Origin of the sequence: Marinobacter sp. F4216 (genome assembly GCF_019931195.1) — a bacterium.
GTDB lineage: Bacteria > Pseudomonadota > Gammaproteobacteria > Pseudomonadales > Oleiphilaceae > Marinobacter > Marinobacter suaedae.
The window spans coordinates 270,185-290,630 of record NZ_JAIOUO010000003.1; the positions used below are offsets into that span (position 1 = coordinate 270,185).

17 protein-coding genes are annotated in these 20,446 nt (G+C 55.2%); 13 read left to right on the forward strand and 4 right to left on the reverse strand.

What is annotated here, in order from left to right:
* Positions 1-123: 123 nt before the first annotated feature.
* Both rfaH and cysQ read right to left on the reverse strand, forming a co-directional pair.
* Positions 124-603 carry a transcription/translation regulatory transformer protein RfaH gene (rfaH, locus tag K8I84_RS06660; RefSeq protein WP_223793958.1) on the reverse strand — a complete coding sequence of 160 codons (480 nt, stop codon included), beginning with the start codon at positions 601-603 and terminating at the stop codon, positions 124-126.
* A 61-nt stretch (positions 604-664) separates the two neighbouring features.
* Complete coding sequence (gene cysQ / locus K8I84_RS06665) at positions 665-1,432, reverse strand: 3'(2'),5'-bisphosphate nucleotidase CysQ (RefSeq protein WP_223793959.1); 768 nt, start codon at positions 1,430-1,432, stop codon at positions 665-667.
* 89 nt (positions 1,433-1,521) lie between these two features.
* Between cysQ and K8I84_RS06670 the strand changes: the two genes are divergently transcribed.
* Positions 1,522-2,883 carry an MBL fold metallo-hydrolase gene (locus K8I84_RS06670; protein ID WP_223793960.1) on the forward strand — a complete coding sequence of 454 codons (1,362 nt, stop codon included), beginning with the start codon at positions 1,522-1,524 and terminating at the stop codon, positions 2,881-2,883.
* A gap of 75 nt (positions 2,884-2,958) precedes the next feature.
* Here the strand turns inward: K8I84_RS06670 and K8I84_RS06675 are convergent, their stop codons facing one another.
* Positions 2,959-3,438 (reverse strand): pilin, encoded by a 480-nt coding sequence (locus tag K8I84_RS06675; RefSeq protein ID WP_317848205.1) that lies wholly within the window; start codon positions 3,436-3,438, stop codon positions 2,959-2,961.
* A gap of 369 nt (positions 3,439-3,807) precedes the next feature.
* On the opposite strand from K8I84_RS06675, the gene pilB reads away from it, so the two are divergent.
* From pilB to K8I84_RS06740, 12 genes are all read left to right on the forward strand, one after another.
* On the forward strand, positions 3,808-5,523 hold the full coding sequence (pilB, locus tag K8I84_RS06685) for a type IV-A pilus assembly ATPase PilB (RefSeq protein ID WP_223793961.1): 1,716 nt from the start codon (positions 3,808-3,810) through the stop codon (positions 5,521-5,523).
* Positions 5,524-5,525: 2 nt separating this feature from the next.
* Positions 5,526-6,746, forward strand: coding sequence for a type II secretion system F family protein (locus K8I84_RS06690; RefSeq protein WP_223793962.1), 1,221 nt, complete (start codon positions 5,526-5,528; stop codon positions 6,744-6,746).
* A 66-nt stretch (positions 6,747-6,812) separates the two neighbouring features.
* Entirely contained in the window at positions 6,813-7,691 is an 879-nt protein-coding gene (locus tag K8I84_RS06695; RefSeq protein ID WP_223793963.1) for a prepilin peptidase, read from the forward strand.
* Positions 7,691-8,290 carry a dephospho-CoA kinase gene (coaE, locus tag K8I84_RS06700; RefSeq protein ID WP_223793964.1) on the forward strand — a complete coding sequence of 200 codons (600 nt, stop codon included), beginning with the start codon at positions 7,691-7,693 and terminating at the stop codon, positions 8,288-8,290. The genes K8I84_RS06695 and coaE overlap by 1 nt, the downstream gene beginning before the upstream one ends.
* Before the next feature lie 100 nt (positions 8,291-8,390).
* Positions 8,391-9,380, forward strand: coding sequence for a hypothetical protein (locus K8I84_RS06705; protein ID WP_223793965.1), 990 nt, complete (start codon positions 8,391-8,393; stop codon positions 9,378-9,380).
* A 2-nt stretch (positions 9,381-9,382) separates the two neighbouring features.
* Positions 9,383-10,126, forward strand: coding sequence for a tRNA (N6-threonylcarbamoyladenosine(37)-N6)-methyltransferase TrmO (tsaA, locus tag K8I84_RS06710; protein ID WP_223793966.1), 744 nt, complete (start codon positions 9,383-9,385; stop codon positions 10,124-10,126).
* A gap of 43 nt (positions 10,127-10,169) precedes the next feature.
* A complete protein-coding gene (locus K8I84_RS06715; protein WP_223793967.1) occupies positions 10,170-12,521 on the forward strand; it encodes a response regulator in 2,352 nt (783 codons plus the stop codon).
* Positions 12,522-12,566: 45 nt separating this feature from the next.
* Complete coding sequence (yacG, locus tag K8I84_RS06720; RefSeq protein ID WP_223793968.1) at positions 12,567-12,755, forward strand: DNA gyrase inhibitor YacG; 189 nt, start codon at positions 12,567-12,569, stop codon at positions 12,753-12,755.
* 104 nt (positions 12,756-12,859) lie between these two features.
* Positions 12,860-13,420 (forward strand): YfaZ family outer membrane protein, encoded by a 561-nt coding sequence (locus tag K8I84_RS06725; protein ID WP_223793969.1) that lies wholly within the window; start codon positions 12,860-12,862, stop codon positions 13,418-13,420.
* A 146-nt stretch (positions 13,421-13,566) separates the two neighbouring features.
* Positions 13,567-15,759: a hypothetical protein gene (locus tag K8I84_RS06730; RefSeq protein WP_223793970.1), complete on the forward strand. Its 2,193-nt coding sequence runs from the start codon at positions 13,567-13,569 to the stop codon at positions 15,757-15,759.
* A gap of 85 nt (positions 15,760-15,844) precedes the next feature.
* Positions 15,845-16,762 (forward strand): glucosaminidase domain-containing protein, encoded by a 918-nt coding sequence (locus K8I84_RS06735; RefSeq protein WP_223793971.1) that lies wholly within the window; start codon positions 15,845-15,847, stop codon positions 16,760-16,762.
* A 28-nt stretch (positions 16,763-16,790) separates the two neighbouring features.
* Positions 16,791-17,696 (forward strand): acyltransferase, encoded by a 906-nt coding sequence (locus K8I84_RS06740; RefSeq protein WP_223793972.1) that lies wholly within the window; start codon positions 16,791-16,793, stop codon positions 17,694-17,696.
* On the opposite strand, the gene K8I84_RS06745 is transcribed toward K8I84_RS06740, so the two are convergent.
* Positions 17,693-20,374 (reverse strand): LuxR C-terminal-related transcriptional regulator, encoded by a 2,682-nt coding sequence (locus tag K8I84_RS06745; RefSeq protein WP_223793973.1) that lies wholly within the window; start codon positions 20,372-20,374, stop codon positions 17,693-17,695. The two genes, K8I84_RS06740 and K8I84_RS06745, sit on opposite strands and share 4 nt — an antisense overlap.
* Positions 20,375-20,446 lie beyond the last annotated feature (72 nt).

The window sequence follows — 20,446 nt, forward strand, 5'->3', positions numbered from 1 at the left end:
TCTGTAATTTGTGGCAAGCCTCGATTGCTCGCCTCACGGTGATTCAGGCAGTTAGACGCGTAAAGAATTGTTAAAGGGTGAGGACGTGAATTAAATGCGGGGGAAAGACGCAGGAATAGAGTCTCAACGCCGAATGGACGCTACCGGGACATTGACCAACTGCTGCTTCTGCATGAAGCTGATAAGCACAATCGCCCTCTCCTCACCTTCATAGGCCTGGAAGATGGCGCGGATACCTTTGAACGGCCCTTCATCCAGCTCGACAGGCTCACCCTCTTTAATACCTCCCGTCGCAGCGACCTTATCCAGACTGTCTTTGATGTGCTGGATAACCTCATCCCCAATGGGCGCAGGCCGGTTGGCAAAGCCAACGACTCGGATAACGCCGCGGGTTGAACGCAGCTTGCCCCAGACGGAATCGGTGGGTTCGAGGTTGACGAACAGGTAACCCGGGAAGAGAGGCTCGAGCTTTTTGGTGCGCTTGCCCGCCCTGATTTTCTCAACCTCGATCTTCGGGAAGAAACAGTGGATATCCTGATTCTGGAGATGCTGCAGGGCACGGTCGCCCTGAGCCGGCTTGTGCTGGATGGCGTACCAGGTCATGACCACTCCATCTGGGTGAGATTGCTCAAAGCTCGGACCGCAGATGGTACCAGTCCCGACACTAAAAATACCAATTCGCAGCGCCCACAAACCAGGGATTCAGGACATCCTCTTTGCCGTAGCGCAGCGGCGCACCCTCCAGGGTCCGCACCTCGCCCCCGGCAGCGGCCAGTACCGCATGCCCCGCCCCGGTGTCCCACTCGCTGGTCGGGCCAAGACGGGGGTAAATATCGGCCCGGCCTTCGGCGATTCGACAGAACTTGAGCGAACTGCCCGCCTGAACCAGTTCATGATCACCAAGCGCTTCAATGAACGTTCGGGTCTCGTCGTTCAGGTGGTTCTTGCTGGCCACCACGCGCCGCCTTGCCCTGGGCTCGGCAACCTGAATTCGGTAAACCTTGCCCGCCCGGTCTCGTTTATGGGCACCCTCCCCTACCACTCCCCAGAACGCTTCTTTGAGAGCCGGGGCCGTGACGATGCCCATCACCGGTTGGCCATCCTCAATCAGGGCAATATTGACCGTGAACTCGCCATTGCGTTGGGTGAATTCCCGGGTGCCATCGATCGGGTCTACCAACCAGAAACGCCGCCATTGCTTTCGCTCCTCCCAGGGAATATCTCGCCCCTCCTCAGACAGAACCGGAATGTCGTGGCTGATTGCCCGCAGCCCGTTCACGATCACGTCATGGCTGGCCAGATCTGCGGCGGTTACCGGTGAATCGTCGTCCTTGTAGTTGACCTTAAAGTCCGACTCGTAGATGCGAAGCACCCGATCACTCGCCTCGTCGGCGATTCTGATGACATCGGGCAGTATGTCGCTGCATTGCATGTTTTCAGGCTCCTGCCTCAGATCAATAAGCCATGAACTATGATCAGTGATACTTACATTATCAACCACCCGTGCATGAGGCTGGCACCATGAAACTTCAATTCCTCGGTGGCACCGGAACCGTCACTGGCTCCCGCTACCTGCTCTCCGACGACAAGCACAGACTTCTGGTGGACTGCGGCATGTATCAGGGCGTGAAGACACTGCGTCGCCGGAACTGGGCCAAGTTTCCTGTGGAGCCCTCAACCATCAATGCGGTCGTGCTCACCCATGCCCACATTGACCATTCCGGCTACCTGCCGGCACTGGTGAAGAACGGTTTTCGGGGAAAAATCTACTGCACCAAAGGCACCCACGAACTCTGCAAAATTCTGTTGCCGGATGCAGGGTACCTGCAAGAAGAAGACGCAAAATACGCCTACCGGAAAAAGTTTTCAAAACACGAACATCCGGAACCCTTATTCACCGAAAAAGATGCGCGTGAAGCGCTGAAATACTTTGAATCGCTGCACTTTCACGAAACCTTTGAACCGGTAAAAGGCTTGGAGGTCACCTTCACCCCCGCCGGCCATATCCTGGGCTCATCCTGTGTGCATGTGCATAACAAGGAAGCGGACAGAACGATTGTCTTCAGCGGGGACGTGGGGCGCCAGAACGACATCATCATGCGCCCACCGGAACCTATCGCCAAGGCCGACATACTGGTTTGCGAATCGACCTACGGGGATAGAAAGCACGGGGAGGTAGATCCGGAGGCCGAACTGACAGAGATCATCACAAGAACCGCCGGCCGGGGTGGGATTGTCCTCATCCCGGCCTTCGCCGTCGGACGAGCCCAGATGCTTCTGTACGTCGTGCACAAACTGATGACCGAGGAGAAAATCCCCAGATTGCCGGTATTCCTCAACAGCCCCATGGCGATTCACGCCACGGAAATCTTCTGCCGGCACCACAAGGAACACAAACTGACGCCAGAAGACTGCCACCTGATCGATCAGAACACCAAGTTCGTCCGAAAGGTTGAGGAGTCCATAGAGCTTAACTGTGTGCGCTACCCCTGTGTGATCATCTCAGCCAGCGGCATGGCAAGCGGCGGACGGGTTCTGCACCACCTGAAGACGTTACTGCCGAACGAACGCAACAGCATTGTATTTGCGGGCTTTCAGGCGCCGGGCACGCGGGGCGACGCCCTGGTGAACGGAGCCGAATCGGTAAAGATTCATGGGGAGTATTGGCCAGTGAGGGCGGATGTGTTCAATCTGGATTCACTGTCTGCGCATGGAGATTATGAGGAGATTCTGGCGTGGCTTGAGCAAGGAAAACTGAAACCTGAGAAGGTTTATGTCACGCACGGGGAATTAGTGGCGAGCGATGTTATGCGGAAGCGGATTTGTGAGCGGTTTGGGTGGAGTGCGGAATCACCAGAACTATACGAAGAAATTACTTTCTGAACCTTGAAAAAGAAAGCCCTCTCCGCAGAGAGGGCCAGCTAACTCTATACCAGACCCAATCGGCCCAATATGGAATTACTTACAAGCTGAAGGCAGGTACTTGTCGTCCAAGTTACCAGTATCACAGGTCATGGTCAGACCGGTAGCCGAGCCAATATATTCAACGATGAACGTATCCCCATCGGCACCGGCACCCAAGCCCCCCAGTGTCAGAGTAAACGTTCCACGGTTGTCGACACCGTCACCGCTTTCATCGTCCGCAGCGTAAGTGGTCGCTGCAGCGGTGTAAGCAGATGCATCAAAGTTGGCGAGCTGGTCGATAATCACTGTATCGGTATTGTCAGCCGGCATCGCTCCAGTACTCGCATATGCCTCGTAGAGCGGTGTCTTCGCTGCAGTTGAAATGCCAATGATCTCAGAAACTTTAGCCCGGATGGTGTAATCTTGATACGCAGGAATAGCAACAGCGGCCAGGATACCGATGATTGCAACAACGATCATCAATTCAATCAGGGTGAAACCCTTCTGAGCCTGATTCATACGAATGCTTTTCATTATTCACCTCTATTTTTCGTTAGTCACTTCCACGGAGCTCAGACCCGAAAGAATTTTCTCGTTCGGCGGCAGGAGCTTGAACAATGATAAGCACTGGGCGTGCCAACTTCAAAACTTTGTAAAACATACGGCAAACCGCCGCAACCCCATGCTCCCAACCGCTCGGTCACGCCTCGCCTTAGCGAAACATCATGACCCAGAACGTCTATAGGTGACACTTTTTGTCACTCACCGCTTTCCCGCCGCAGATACCGAACAAAACAAAAGCCTGCAAAACCATGCTTTCAATACGGCAACCATGCCTCTAAACTCGGGAAGCAAAAGATTAAGACCCGATTTCAACAACTTGAACGGCCTTCTTGAACACTTATGTCGAACAATAAAAGCAGCATCACCCTAACCGGACTGGCCAGACGCTTTGTGGACGACGGCCTTTTGGACGAAGAAATCGCTAAAGATGCATTTCTTCAAGCCTCCCAGAACAAAATTCCGCTGATCACCTACCTGGCTCAACACAACCTTGCCGACAGCAGCAAGCTGGCTTCTTCGGCAGCCCTGGAGTTTGGGTTCTCGGTTTTGGATCTGGACGCGTTCTTGCCGGAGATGATGCCCGAGAAGGCTGTTGACGAAAAGCTGATCCGCAAACACAACTCACTCCCTCTGTACACAAGAGGGAATCGCCTGTTTGTCGCCGTCTCCGACCCTACCAACATTCAGGCACTGGACGAAATCAAGTTCAACACGGGCTTGAGCACTGATGCCGTCTTGGTGGATGACGCCAAGCTGCGAACCGCCATCGAAAAATATCTGGAATCTCAGGACACCACCATGGGCGACCTGGACGACGCAGATCTGGAAGGCGTTGAAACCGAAGGTGGTGATCAGGACGAACAAGACAACGTTTCCAGCGCCGAAGTCGACGATGCACCGATCGTCAAATACGTCAATAAGATGCTTCTTGACGCCATTCGGGGGGGCGCCTCTGACATCCACTTCGAACCCTACGAAAAAACCTATCGTGTTCGATACCGGACCGACGGCATTTTGAAAGAAGTTTCTCGCCCGTCCATCAAGCTCGCCCCAAAAATTTCGGCCCGGGTCAAGATCATGGCCCAGCTGGACATCTCCGAGCGTCGCGTACCTCAGGACGGCCGAATCAAGATGAAGCTGTCGAAAACCAAGGCCATCGATTTTCGGGTCAACACACTTCCCACCCTGTGGGGCGAAAAAATCGTATTGCGAATCCTGGACCCCAGCTCAGCCAAACTTGGCATTGACGCCCTGGGTTACGAAGAGGATCAGAAACAACTCTACTTGGATGCCCTAAAGCAACCGCAAGGCATGATTCTGGTTACCGGTCCCACCGGATCGGGTAAGACCGTATCTCTTTATACAGGCCTGAACATCCTGAACACGCCGGAAACCAACATTTCCACTGCAGAGGACCCGGCGGAAATCAACCTGGAAGGCATCAACCAGGTCAACGTAAACACAAAAGTTGGATTGGGATTTGCCGAGGCCCTGCGAGCATTTCTCCGTCAGGACCCTGACGTCATCATGGTGGGCGAGATCCGAGATCTGGAAACCGCGAACATTGCGATCAAGGCCGCACAAACCGGTCACCTGGTACTTTCCACGCTGCACACCAACAGCGCCCCGGAAACCCTCACCCGAATGATGAATATGGGCGTGCCCGCGTTTAACATTGCCACTTCGGTGAGCCTGATTATCGCCCAGCGCCTGGGCCGACGACTCTGCAGCGCCTGCAAACAACCTTTAGACGTCCCCAAAGACGTGCTTTTGAAGGAAGGGTTCACAGAGGAACAAATTGAAACAGGCTTCACGTTGTACCGCCCCAAGGGCTGTGATAAATGCAGTGGAGGATACAAAGGCCGCGTCGGCATTTACGAGGTGGTCAGGATTACCAACGAACTGGCGAACATGATTATGGAAGAGGCCAGCTCCATTCAAATTGCAAAGCAGGCTCAGGCGGAAGGCTTCCGGAATTTGCGGCAGTCTGCCCTCATTAAAGTAATTGAGGGTGTAACCAGTCTCGAAGAAGCCAACCGCGTGACGAAGGATTAGTAATGGCAGAACAAGCGCAAAAGCTGGAAGCATTTATCTGGGAAGGAAAAGACCGAAAAGGCAACAAGGCGCAGGGGGAATTAAACGGAGCAAGCCTTGCTCTGGTTAAAGCCCAGCTTCGAAAGCAAGGCATCATTCCTGACAAGGTCAAGAAGAAACCAAAGCCTTTGTTTGGTGGAAGTAAGAAAATTACGCCATTTGATATTGCCATGCTAACCCGGCAGCTCGCCACCATGATGAAGGCGGGCGTGCCACTGGTCCAGAGCTTTGACATTGTTGCCGATGGACTTGAAAACAAAGGCCTTCAGGAGCTGGTTGTTACCATTAGAACTGACATTGCCGCTGGCACAAGCTTTGCCGGAGCACTTCGGAGGCACCCAAAGCACTTTGACGACCTGTACTGCAATCTGGTGGACTCCGGCGAACAAGCTGGCGCCCTCGAGCAAATGCTTGATCGGATAGCCACCTATCTCGAGAAAACGGAATTACTCAAGAAAAAGGTTAAGAAAGCAATGACCTACCCTGCGGCAGTAGTGGTAGTTGCTCTCGTTGTAACAGCAATTCTGTTGGTCAAGGTAGTCCCTCAATTCGAGAGTCTGTTTAACGGCTTTGGCGCTGAACTCCCAGTTTTCACACAAATGGTCGTGAATTTGTCAGAGTGGATGCAAAGTTGGTGGTTCATCGTTCTAATTGGCATTGTCGGATCGATCTTCTTGCTGAAAGAATCTATTCGGCGATCTCAAAAATTCTCCGATCTTGTCGACAAATATGTTCTCAAACTACCAATAGTCGGTGAGATTTTAGACAAATCAGCTGTAGCTAAATTTGGACGGGTTCTTTCGACTACTTTTGCAGCAGGTGTACCACTGGTGGACGCCCTGGATTCTGTATCGGGAGCTACCGGTAATGCGATTTACCGTGACGCGATTCAACGAATTAAAGCCGACGTATCAAGCGGAACACAACTACAAGCATCCATGCGCCAGCAAAACGTATTTCCTGTAATGGCCGTACAACTCACCGCCATTGGAGAGGAATCAGGAAATCTGGATGACATGCTTTCCAAGGTCGCGGAACACTACGAAGCCGTAGTCGACGACATGGTCGACAACCTGACCGCGCTGATGGAGCCCATGATCATGGCCGTACTCGGCGTGCTGGTAGGTGGCCTGATCATCGCCATGTACCTCCCCATCTTCCAGATGGGGCAGGTCGTCGGTTAACACCACACTTTCGCTGTAATCAGCCGGGCCACCATGGCCCGGCTTTCTCTTTCTAACGGATACACCATGGCTTTTTTTGACACGCTGCTTGCCACGCCCTGGCTGCTTTACCTGACCGTCATTTTCGTTTCCCTCTGCATCGGAAGCTTCCTCAACGTCGTCATACTGCGCCTGCCCAAGATGATGCACCAGGAATGGCGCTGCCAGTGCGAAGAGTTCCTGGACGTTCCGGAAGGTGAGCGGAAACAGGAAGACGTCATCACCCTGTCCAAGCCAGCGTCCACCTGCCCTTCCTGTGGCCATGGCATCCGGGCTTGGGAGAATATTCCGGTCATCAGCTACTTGCTTCTGGGTGGCAAGTGTTCAAACTGTAAAACCCGCATCTCTTCGCGCTACCCGATGATCGAAGCCCTGACCGCGATTTTTTCCGTGGTCACGGTGGCGTTGCTCGGACCCTCGGACGCCGCTCTGTGGGCCCTGCTGCTGGTCTGGTCGCTGGTCGCTATGACCATGATTGACTTTGATACCCAGCTGTTACCCGACAACATCACCCTGCCTCTGATGTGGCTGGGCCTGATCCTCAATTACTTCGGCGTTTTCACGGATTTCTCCTCCGCCTTCTGGGGCGCTGTCGCGGGCTACCTGTCTCTCTGGTCCGTGTACTGGCTGTTCAAGCTGGTTACTGGCAAAGAGGGTATGGGGCATGGAGACTTCAAGCTCCTCGCAGCCCTCGGCGCGTGGCTTGGCTGGCAGTTGCTGCCTGCGATTATTTTGCTTTCATCGATCGTGGGCGCGGTTGTTGGCCTCAGTCTGATGGTGTTCAAGAAGCACGGTCGGGAGGTTCCCATTCCCTTTGGCCCCTATCTGGCCGCAGCGGGCCTCCTCTGCCTGTGGTTTGGGTCAGACATCCAGCGCATCTGGTTTGGCTTCCTGGGCGTCAGCTGATGGCAGTTATTGGACTCACTGGTGGTATTGGTTCGGGAAAGTCCACCGTAGTGAAAATGTTTGGCAAGCTCGGCATTCACTGGGTGGATGCCGATGATGTTGCCCGGGCGGTCGTTGAACCCGGCACCCCCGCACTGAAAGATATTGCAGACCATTTTGGGCAGGACATTCTGACCCCCGATGGCGCCCTGGACCGGGCTCAGCTCCGGGTCATCGTATTTGAACATCCCGAGCAGCGGAAATGGCTGGAAGCCCTTCTTCATCCGGTTATCCGTGAAGAACTGCAGCGGCAATTAGTGCCCGACAACTATAACCAACCGTACACACTCCTCGTTTCCCCCCTGCTTTTCGAGACGGACCAGCATCAACTCGTAGACTGCAGCATTGTCGTCGACGTGCCTGTTGCCACCCAGATAGAACGGACCATGCAGCGGGACAGTAATTCCCGGGAACAGGTCGAACGGATTATTGCCGCCCAGATGCCCAGAGAGCAGCGACTGAAGCGGGCGGACGCTATAATAGATAACAGTCGTCCGTTCAATGACGTGGAGCGTCAGGTTCGTGCTTTACACGAAAGATTCAAGGTGGAATTTGTCTGACCGGACATTGTCAGCACTATGGTCATGGCTGGTACTTCTTGGTTTTTGCACTCTTAGCCTACAACTGTCGGCTGCCGAGCCCGCAATAGAGGTTCGGGAAATGCCTCTTAGCGAGGTTTTGTCACCGCAGAGTCTGCCTCAGTCCTTCTACGACTTCGAACCGTCGGAATACTGGGCAGAACCCAGAGACTCCTACTGGATCCAGTTCAGCAACTGGGTGCTTCTTCAGGAGCGCCGGCAAAGTCCGAAGGTCGAACGGCTTGGACAATGGGCAGACAGGACGCTGTCCGGCAGCGACCGGGGCCTGCCCAACAACGCCAGTTATTTGCGCATCGGTTTTGCCGCGGAATCCGCCTACGGTAACCTTGCAAGCTTCGACCCGGAGGCCCGATTCCGGCTCGATATTCCGACTACCCGTCGCAAACTCCGCCTGGTCATCGAAAGTGAAAGTGAAGAGCTGATCCCCCTGGAAGAGCGGCAGCGCGATCGGCAACTGACGGATGATGAGCGATCCGACACCGAAGCGACCGGCGCGCTCCGCTTCCTCACCCAGATCGGTGATGCGGTAAATCTGTCCAATGACTTTGGTGTTCGGTTGCGGCTGCCTCTCGACGCATTCTGGCGCGCCACCGCCGAGAAGCAATGGCAACTGGACGACGATTGGACCCTGAGCGCTCAGCAACGGGTTTACTACTTCAACAACGATGGCTGGGGTGAGCGCACCTGGGTCGCAGTCGGCAGAACAACGGGTAACGGCTGGTACTTCCAATCATCGTCAGAGCTGGAGTGGGTTCACCGGGACAGGAAATTCGTCGGTGCCCAGGTTTTCAGTACTCAGAAGCAACTGAACAACCGATCCCTCCTGACGCCTCGACTGGGCGTCCTGGGCGAAAGCCAGCCATCATGGCGCACAACGGATGTGTTTGCCGAGCTTACCTGGCGGTACAGACTTTACAGCGACTGGATATTTGCCGAACTCATACCGGCACTCAATTTCCCCCGGGAACGCAATTTTAAAGACCAGGGCTCCCTGTTGTTTCGGGTAGAGCTCTACTTCTCCGGTAGCATTAAGAGACCCTATCTGGACTGACCATGCCACGACACCCTTCCCGACCAGCGCAGGAAGCCCTGACGCTGACACCCATTGCCATCACCCGTTCCTGTTTCCGGGACAAGTTTGGTGTGCCGCGGCAGCCCGGCCTCACTCTCCACGCCCATGCCGACCTGATCATCCAATCCCCATTCGACCGTGAAGACGCCTTCCGGGGCCTGGAGTCCGCCAGCCACCTCTGGCTGACCTTTCAGTTTCACGAAGCGGTTCGGGCCGAATGGAGGCCGGTCGTTCGCCCTCCCCGGCTGGGCGGAAACAAAAAAATGGGTGTTTTCGCAAGTCGTTCTCCCTTTCGCCCCAATAGCCTGGGCCTCTCCGTGGTTCGAAACAGGGGCATTATCCGCCGCGACGGCAAACTGATTCTGCAAATCAGTGACCACGATTTAATTGAAGGCACCCCGATTCTGGACATCAAACCCTACCTCCCATTTGCCGACTCGATTCCAGAAGCATCTCTTGGGTGGGCAGAAAGCGCCCCTACAGAGCGGATGGAGGTCATGTTCCTGCCCGAGGCCCGGATTCAACTCAGCCAGTTATCACCCGAGCTCTATCCGGACCTGCAGGCTCTTATCGAAGACGTTGTCAGCTACGACCCTCGCCCATCGTTCCGCCGCGGGCAGGAGGAGGAAAGAATCTACGGGGCTCATCTCTACGATCTCAATATTCGGTTTCGTTTTGTGAACCGGGGACCGGATCAATGTGTGGAAGTACTGACGGTCTGTTAAACTGCCCAGGCAGACGTTGCTGTTGTCAAAAGGAATTTGAGCATTGCCTACATCTCGCCTATCCAAGCGCCTGGGGATCAGACCCCTGGCGGCCCGCCTGCTGGTGTACGTCCTTCTCTTCAGCCTCGTTTTATCGGTGGTCACCACGGGCATTCAAACCCTGAGCGAACTTCGTCGGAGCAAAAACGACCTTCTGGCCAGCCAGAACAAAACTGCCCAACTGGTTGCCGGGAGCCTGAGCCATAACCTGTGGATTTTGAACTTCAGCGAAGCGGCCAATGGGCTGGATGACATTACTGCGCTGGCAAGCATTCAACAGGCACACATACAGACAACCACCGGTCGCGAATTTACATCTGGCCAAAAGCCAGATGGCGCGGTGATTAACCAGAGCTTCCCGCTCGTATACGACCGCACACGTAACCTTCCTCCGGAAACGGTAGGAACCCTGACGCTGACTTCCTCCCTGACCCAGATTTACGCCGACCTGACCAAACGGACGCTCCTGAACCTCCTGGCACAATGGTCAGTCATGTTAATGGGCACCCTCGGACTGTTTGTAATCGTTCGCCTTACCCTGTCCAGGCATCTGGAAGCCATTGCAGACTATGCCAGCAGGCTCAATCTGGACGCATTAATCGCGCCATTGGAACTCAAGCGGCGACCGCCAAAAAAACCGGATGAACTGTCGGAACTGGAACACGCTCTGAACACCATGCGGCTTCAGTTACTCGAAGACACCCGTTCCCTGCGCCAATCCACACTTCAGTCCCAGGATGAGCGAGACGAGGCTTTGCGGGCCAATCACATCAAAAACCAATTCCTGGCCAACATCAGCCATGAATTGAGAATCCCGCTGCAATCGGTGCTCGGTTATTCGACTCTGCTGGCTGATACGCCCCTGGATCCGGAGCAGCGGGAATACGTGCAGACACTGCTCAGCGCTTCGGAAGGACTGTCTTCGATCATCAACGACCTGCTCGACATTTCCAGTATCGAGGCCGGCAAGATGGTGCTTGAGGATATCCCTTTTGACCTGAGAGACACCCTCAACGACATTGTCCAAATGCTTGGCCCAAGGGCCCGGGAAAAGGGTCTCGCGCTGGAATTGAGGGTGGATGAAACCCTGCCCTGGGCGTTGAAGGGCGACCCGGTGCGCATTCGCCAGATCCTTCTGAACCTGACCTCAAACGCACTCAAGTTCACCGACTCCGGCCATGTTCTGATCAGCATCGAGGTACTGAATCGCCGGGACGCCATGGTGCGACTCAGGTTGTCTGTGGAAGACACCGGGATTGGCATCAACCCAAGCGACATTCCCCTAGTCTGTGAACCCTATGTTCAGTTGAACCAGAGGTTCCAGCGTCAGCTCCCGGGGGCAGGGCTAGGCCTTAGCATCAGCCGGCAACTCGTCCAGCTGATGCATGGAACTCTTGAACTTGAAAGTCAGGTCGGTGAAGGATCCACCTTCTGGATGGAGTTGACGCTGCCCGTTGCCGAGGAAGAGACCCGCAAAGCCGCCCCGGACACCCGTATGATCAGAAACAAGCGGGTTCTGGTCGTCGACTCGTATCACCTGTCCCGTAAGATCACCCTTGAAATGCTGTCCCGACATAACCTGAACATTGAGTCGGTAAAATCGGCCGGTGAAGCCCTGACATCCCTCCGGCAGGCATCTGACAGCGAGCATGCATTCGATGCCATTATTCTGGATGGCTTCGTCCCTGACATGGATTGCGACCTTCTTTGCCGCCAGATCCGCAGCAATCCCGACTGGTCGCACATGCGACTGCTGATCCTGTCTTCAAATCCGCAACGGGGCGATGCCGAACATTTTCGTCAGGCCGGCGCCGACGCATTCCTGAGCAAGTCCCTCAGGGAGTCCTGCCTCGCTCCCATTCTCAACCTGCTTTTTTCAGATGCGGCAAAACACGAACGACGTTTCCTGACCCGTTTTTCACTGCAGACCGTCAGCGATGCGCACCCGAGGCCCGACCTGCCCTGCGGGAGAATGAAAGTGCTGCTGGTGGAGGATAATCCGGTTAACCGAACGCTCACCAGCCGGCTCCTCGAAAAGCTGGGGTGCAACGTCATGACGGCACCAGACGGCGAGGCCGCGGAAAGTCTTTGGCAGTGGAACAGCTTCGACCTGATCTTCATGGACTGCGCAATGCCGCGCGTTGACGGCTTCGAGGCCACTCAGCGCCTGAGACATTGGGAAGAATCACAGGGCCGTGACCCTGTGCCGGTGGTTGCACTGACCGCCAGTGCCAGGGAGGAGGATGAAGAGAAGTGCCACAAGGCTGGCATGAATTCTTTCGTTGCCAGGCCTGTCAATATTGAAATGCTCCGTGCAGTGCTGGAACAATACTGCAAAGCGCCTGCGGCTTTTTGATTAGCTGCGGTCGCAGAATTCGCCACACTTCCCGAATAGGCCACCATGAACGTAGAATGCCCAACCTGTAAGAAGTCCGTCGAATGGTCCGACGACAACCCTTTCCGGCCGTTCTGCTCTGAACGCTGCCAGCTGATTGACCTCGGCGCCTGGGCCAATGAGGAGTATCGTGTGCCTGCTGAAAACAGCTCGCCAGAGGATCTCGACCAGGGCGACAGCGACACACAACACTAAAAAAGCAGTCCGCACGCGACAACTTACCACCGTTTCACTTGAGACGGTCCCGAGCGGGACATTAAAATATTCCAAATATTTAAACAGTTACAATAGGTGCATCCATGAAAGCCACCCGCATTACTCTTTTGGCGCTGTCCCTGGCCGCCACGCCCGCTATTGCCAGCGACCTGGATCTGAGCCTGACCAACGACTCAGTCAAAGGCCAGGCCAACTTCTTCAATGCCAGCAATGAGCTGCAAATGGGCGTCGGCTACGCCTACCACGAAGGTGGTCGCGACATCCTGAACCTGGACTTCCACGCACAGGGAAGAACAGCCATCGGGAACCTGCCAACCACAGCCGGCATTGGCATCCGTGGCTATGCCTGGGAAGACGACAATCTGGACGGTGGCGCCGGCGCCTTGGGCGGCTTTGCCACATTGAACATCCCCCGCGCTCCGGGTCTGTCGTTCACCGGCTCGCTGCATTACGCCCCCAGCATCATGTCGTTTGGTGATTCCGACGACCTGACCAGCCTGGAACTGCGTGGCAGCTACCGCCTGATCCGCAACGGTGAATTGTTTGTCGGTTACCGTTACCTCAACACCGACTTTGACGGCCCCATCCGTGGAGACCTGAATCTGGATGAAGGGGTCATGGCGGGCATGAAGATCTTTTTCTGAAATTAATCCCCTCCCCCACCTGATTTTTGGATCTTTCCAACCGGGTGCCCGAGCCTGAGGGCACCCATTCCGTGGCTTTTCTCACGCTTTCCTGCGTTATCGGTTGATATACTCAAGGCCGAATTCAAACGCATGGACAGCACATAATGCGATCTCTTTCCGGCCCGGCTCTACTTTCAGCGTTTCTCTTCCTCGGCGGCTGCACCAGCGACGCCATTGATGCCGCAAAAAAAGACACCAATGACTTCGGCGGCGCCTCATCCGGAGGCGAAGGGTTTACGCCCGGAACGCCCGGTGGAGGCGGCACGACCTCGGGACTCGGCCCCAATGAAATTCGACTGACGATGGAGGTGCCCGAAACAGCCGCTCCGGACGCAGAGTCATCCCGCCGCAATCTGCGCCTTGTGAAGCCGGAAAGCATCTCAGTTTACGCCACGACCGACAACTCTGTGTCAGTCCCGGCTGAGATCACCTACAACGACGATCTCTCCGCTACCATCGCTTTTCCAGGTGGACTACCGCTAGGTCCGGACACCCTCATTGAAGCCAGATTTGGCGATGAGGTGTACCGTTCGATGGCCGCCGACGCGGACCAGAACGTCCAGGTCAATCCATTCTCAGAGTTTCTGGTCAGACAGACGATCGCCAAGTACTCCGCGTTCGACATACAAGCGATCACAGACTGCACAGAACAAGACGACTGCACAGGCAAGGCGGCCTGGGCCTCGCTGGCTGACCAGATTCACGATTTCGAGATAGACATTCCAGGTACGGCCAGTAAAGAGACGGCGCTGTCTTTATTGGGCGCCCGTGGCGATTTCACATCTTACATTGACGACATGATGCAATATGCATTGAGCCTGGACACGTCATCCGGGGAGCTCGCCGTACTCGAAGGAAACTACAACTCAGTATTCTTTGGTGTTGAGCTGGGCCAGACCTTTCTAGAGAGCAACTTATCAAATGCCGGCTTCTGGGGCGTGCGCACAGGTCAGGAGCAAGTTCTCTCACCCAGGGAGGACCATGTTTATCCCGGCCTGTCATTTGCCAGTGTCAGTGATCTCTTACCCGGATTGAACTCTACCGTCCTGTCCGGTGATATTCCCTACAGCCGTGAACTACTGACACATCAGGCAGGAAATACCTTCTGCCTGCGCGATAACAGTATCTGGGAACTCAACTCCCACACACCCGCAGTCGGGTCCGCAAGCATTGTTAATGATATTCGCCTGACTGCCGGGCGTGCATTATTCCAAACCGTCACCAACAATTTTTCCAGTAGCATTGGCTGGACCCGCAATCCCTACTATATGGATGCCTTTATTAGCGAACCGCCGGCCGACTCCAACACACCGGATCGAATTGTCAGTAGCTACTTCACAGCTGGAAAAGCGATTGCCCTGGAACTTGAGGGAGAAAGCTACAAGCGCAGAGACATTCTGGAAAATCATTTTCTCTCCGTCATAGACATCAATGTTGAGCGCCAATCAGGCTTTGAATTGTCATCCGTTAACGGCGCCTACAACATCGTCTACACCTCTCAACGACAGGGCAGCTCAAGCAGCTGCCAGACATTCGATAACCAGCCTGTGATGGAAGTCGAGACGGGCACCGGTATCTGGACCGTGAATAGCGGAAACGGCAGCATCAACGAGTCAGTGGCAACCTCTGTACTTGCCCGTCTGCCCTCGGGATCCGTGCAGTGGGAAAACACAACCAGCGTGACCCGGAACCGGCTTGTGAGTCGCCGTCCCTCATACAGAAACAATGCCGTTCTGTACGATGGCAGACTGAACTTCGGCATCAGTCAGCTACCAACAGACGAAATGGCTAAACCGCAGCTGGGTGTTGGTGCCAGCACTCCGGATGGCAGTTTCATGGCAGTGAACATGAACGATAGCCCGGGCGGCGACGGCCTTCTGATTGCCAGCTCGCAGCACGCGATTCCCGCCCCGACGAATGGCCGATATCGGCTCCAGGGAGTCAGCCTCGGCATGTCAGAAGACACCAATGTCCTGCAGCACATGAATCATGCGACGTTAACGATCAACTCTGCGTCAAGCGCCACACTCGATCCCCGTATCCTGGAAGTCACACACAGTGTGAGCGGCTCGACAGTCTCCGCGCCTTCCCTCGTGGATTCATTGGGTGACAGCGTCACTCTCGTGTACGCAGATGCCGGTAATGGGCAGGCAAGTTTTTCCTGCACCGACACAACCGGCGAATTAACGCTGGAAGGGTTCTTCACCCCCGACCAGAACCAGTTCTACCTGCGCCTCCGAGACACCCGCAACGGCGAGGAAAACATCGGACTGGTGCTTGCCACTCGCATCCGTTGACGGGCCCGTGAGCCTGTGGTCGGGATAACTGCATAAAAGGCAAGAACTGTTATACTTTTGCCTCACCCTTTTCAAGTGAGGCCTTATGTCTTCAGGCACAAAAGCTTTGATGCTGATGGTTCCCCTGCTGGCGTTTGCGGTCGGGGGCGGTTTTTACTCCCCATACGACGACATGGGCGGGTTTAACGACCGGAAGCAAAATAGCTCACAGCCTCCCCTTCCTGCACTGCCAACATGGGCGAACGCGGATCTACCAGACTTTTCCCAGTACAACGACATCACCGAAAAGAAGGCCGCTTTTTTCTCGTTCCTTTACCCGCGAATTGTGCTTGCGAATTCGCGTATTTTGATGGAGCGACACTATCTCGAAACGCTGGTTGGGAAAAGCGATCTCTCTTCCAAGGAACAGCGCTGGCTGGCCACTCAGGCTGATCGCTTGCGGGTTAAAGGCGAGCCCGGCAGCCAGCAGTTTTTCCAGCAGCTAAAGCACCGGTTGGACGTTATTCCTCCTTCACTTATTCTTGCTCAGGCGGCGAATGAATCGGCCTGGGGAACCTCTCGCTTTGCCACAGCCGGATTCAACCTGTTCGGCCAGTGGTGTTTCTCTCGCGGCTGCGGACTGATCCCAAAACAACGTAAGGAAGGCGCGCGTCATGAAGTAGCAACCTTCGATTCTCCCTATCGATCGGTCCGCGCCTACATCGAAAATCTGAACCGTCACCATAGTTACGGAACCTTGCGAAAACTCCGGGCCGACAATCGCCAGGATCTGCCCTTGTCAGGCTTCGAGCTTGCTGCGGGGCTGGTGGGCTATTCCGAACGGGGAGAGGCATACATCAACGAAATCCGTTCGATCATTCAGTACAATAATCTGAGCTTTTACGATCAGGATTTCAGCCGCGTCATGCAAAACCTGTCGCCTGACCGGTTGCTAAGCATGGCAACGTCCATTTCCGAATCAAACCTGTTACCCGGACAAACCACAACCAAAACCGAAAGCTGACCCCCATAAAAGGACAGAGACCCCGAGCATGCTGTATTTCTTGCCCGCACCTCTGAAGGGTAGCCTTGCTGCCCTGCTGATACTCCTCGACACCCTGGTACTGTTTCCTATCCTGCTGATCGTTGCCATTGCCAAACTGCTTGTGCCTATGAGCGGATTCAGGACTCTATGCACTGTAATCCTGAACCGAATAGCCTGGCTCTGGATCGGATTCAACAACTGTCTGATGGATCTGTTCCACAAGGTCCACTGGGACGTTCGGGGGCTGGAGGAGCTTGATAAGGATCACTGGTATTTCGTCACCTGCAATCACCAGACGTGGGCAGACATTCCGGCTATCCAGTACGTGCTCAACAATCGAATTCCACTGCTCAAATTCTTTCTCAAGAAACAACTGATCTGGGTGCCGTTTCTCGGCATCGCGTGGTGGGCACTTGATTTCCCGTTCATGCACCGACACACCAAAGAACAACTGGCCCGCCGGCCTGAACTCAAGGGCAAGGACATGGAAGCCACACAGGCCGCCTGCGAAAAGTTCCGCTATACCCCGGTGACAATTTTCAATTTCATGGAAGGAACCCGCTTTACCGAGGCCAAACACCAGCGGCAGCACTCTCCCTATCGCCACCTTTTAAAACCGAGGGCTGGCGGCACAGCATTTGTCCTGCAGGCGATGGGAGAAATGATCCACACCATGCTGAACGTCACGATCGTCTATCCGGACGGTAAGGCGGGCTTCTGGGATTATCTGTGCGGACGGATCGATAGGATTGTGATCGATATTCAGACCAGAGAAATTCCGGAGCAGTTTCTGGGCATGGACTACGGGAATGACCGCGCGGTTCGGACCGAATTCCAGCGCTGGGTATCCCAGCTCTGGGCAGAGAAAGACGCCCGCATCGACGAGTTAAAGACAGAGCTGAAAAACGCTTAGAGCAAGCCGAGTTCCCGGGCACGAACGATGGCTTGAGTCCGGGACTTTACATCCAGCTTCGCATTGATCCTTCGAGCGTGGGTTTTCACAGTATGAAGTGAAATATGGAGCTCGTCCGCGATCTCCTGATTCGACAGCCCCTTGGCAATCAATTCAAGAACGCCATGCTCGCGATCACTGATCGGCTCAGGTAATACATCCCTGTGGGCCGGAGCAACCTGCAAATCGAAAACTCGACCGAGCGCCAAGGTGAAAGCGCTCTCCTCCAGGCGCGGAAAGACCTTCTCCATCAGCGGCCTGAGTTCATGTGCCATCTCGACAAAGGGACTGACAAAGTGCTCTTCCGCAGCGGACTGAATAACCGCTTGCAGTATCTTCTGGTCACAACCGTCCTCGGCGAGCAACGCGTCCAGAAGGCGCACGTGTATGGCAACCCCTGAGGGCATTCGCTCACCATAGCGGTGCCTGATGCTGCAGAGTTTTTCACGGGCACCCTCGGCAGCCCCTTGTGCCATATCAACACGAACCTGAAGACAATCGAGCAGTCCGGGCATCATCGGAAACAACTCCGGAATCCGGCCGGCAGAGCGATGAGGCTCCAGCTTCTCAAGCGCCTGCCGGGCGCTCTCCAGTTGCCCCTGAGCCAGCCAACAGCTTGCCTTCAGTGCCTCCAGAACCGGCTCAAAAAAGGCCTCATCCACCTGCCAGGCATGCATGGTTCGTTCTGCACGGCCTACCCATGCGAAAGCCTCCTCGTACTGTCCTGCTGCCCGACACATCAATACCCGAAGCGCCATGGCCATCAGCAATCCGACATCCCTTGATTGCTCAGCCTGCCGACTGCAGGATGCCAGAAGACGATCCGCTTCCCGGTCACGCCCCTGATGCCAAAGCACAAGCGCGAGACTCAGCTGCAGGCGGGTTTCGCCGATGCGCGCATATCGCGTTAGCTCATGCATGGCTGTGTCGAGCCCCGTCCGCAGAAGCTGCTCCGCGTGTTTCAAGGCCCCTTTGCCAAGTTCAATACCCGCGTGACCATAGACTGACAAAGCCTCTGATCCATAATCACCGGCTTCACGAGCCAGTTTTGCTGCCATGCGATTGGCTTCCCTGGCTTCGGCAAAACGACCGCAAGCCGACAACGCACTTGAGCGGACCATCTGGGTTACCAGACGAGCCTGGGCAGACAGTTCATCCTGGGAAAGGGCGCGATCCGCCATATCCAGCGCCGACCCGATCCGGCCCTCCCCCCGCAGAATGAATGCTTCGAGCGCACACAAACGGGCTGAGTAGGAGACCCTGTCGACCTCGCCGAGGCCGTCGATCAGCGCCCTTGCCCGGCTGAACTGACCACCAATGGCATGCACCCAACTGTAAACAATTCGAAGACGGGGACTACTCTCCAGCAAGTGCTGCGGGAGTGCCTTCCGAAGCTGCAACAGCGACGCCGTATCCTGGCCGAGAAGCAGCGCTTCGGATCCCTCAGACGCGATCTCGATCACCAGTTTCGAGTCGCCGGACAGAAGGGCATATTTCAGGGATTCCGGAAACTGATCCCGTTCACCAAACCACTGACTGACGTAGCGCAATCGCGCCTTCTGCCCCGGTACCTGCGGCGTTTTCAGCCATTCCTTCAGCAAGCCATTCAACCGATACCAGCGTCCGCGACCGGGCACCGCCCGCAGCGGAATGCCGATATCAGCGGCCTGAGACGGCAGGAAATCAACGGGAAAGTCGGGAAACTCTCCGGAGGAAAACAGAGAGTCCGAACTCAGCTCAAGTTCAGCCATCAACTGAAGAGAGCGCTGCTGGAGTCGGGTCAGATGTCCCAGAACAGACTCCTTGAGAAAGCGCTGCACACTGGCACTATCCAGCAGTGATTGGCGATTCTCGGAGCAAGCGATTTCTCTCCTATATAAGGCAAGAGGCGCAGGCCAGCCCTCACTTACCTCGTAAAGCTGATCGACGGCTACGCTGGTCAACCGGTCAGACGCCAACAACCGGTCAAAAAACTCAAAGGTTTCGGACCGACTGAAAGCAAGTGCATCTACGCCAAAACGGACAAAGCGATTCTCAAGCTCAAGGTTATGGGTTTCAAATGGCACCGCACTGCGTGAAATCAGAACCGCACAGAGACAACGGGGTAGGTCCGCGACCAATTGATGAAGAAGCGCCGTTACCGACGGGTTAGTCAGGCTCTGGACGTTATCCAGAACAAGAGCCTTGGGCTCGCCCTTGCCGGACTTACGCTCCAGGGAAACCAACAGCATGGCCAACACATCGGAGAAGGTTCCACCACTGTGGAGAGCAGTTTCCAGCGTCTCTGAGAGGTTAAGTGCGATGGCAAGCAACGTCAGAAACCGAGACGGGGAATTATCCTGACCATTAAGCGTGATCCAGCAACAATCGTCTGGAGCGGATCGGTGAGTATCGATCGCCCTGGCAACCAGATGGGTCTTCCCGAAACCACAGCCACCCTCAATCAGAATCACGCTACGGGGCCGGAGCGATGCCGCGATAGACTGTTCGAGTTGCGGCCGACCAAGCCATCCTTCTGGCAACGCCGGAAACTGAATCCGCTGCCTTAGCAGATCCTTTACCAATTCGCCCTTTTGCAGACCATTATTCGCTGACTGGAACTCATCGTTGGCTGCACAGCCATCATTGAATGGATTCACTCACTGCCCCGTGTTAACTGCGACACTGGAATGGTCCGAAAGCCTGAAACGGGCATTTCGGCACTGAGTTAG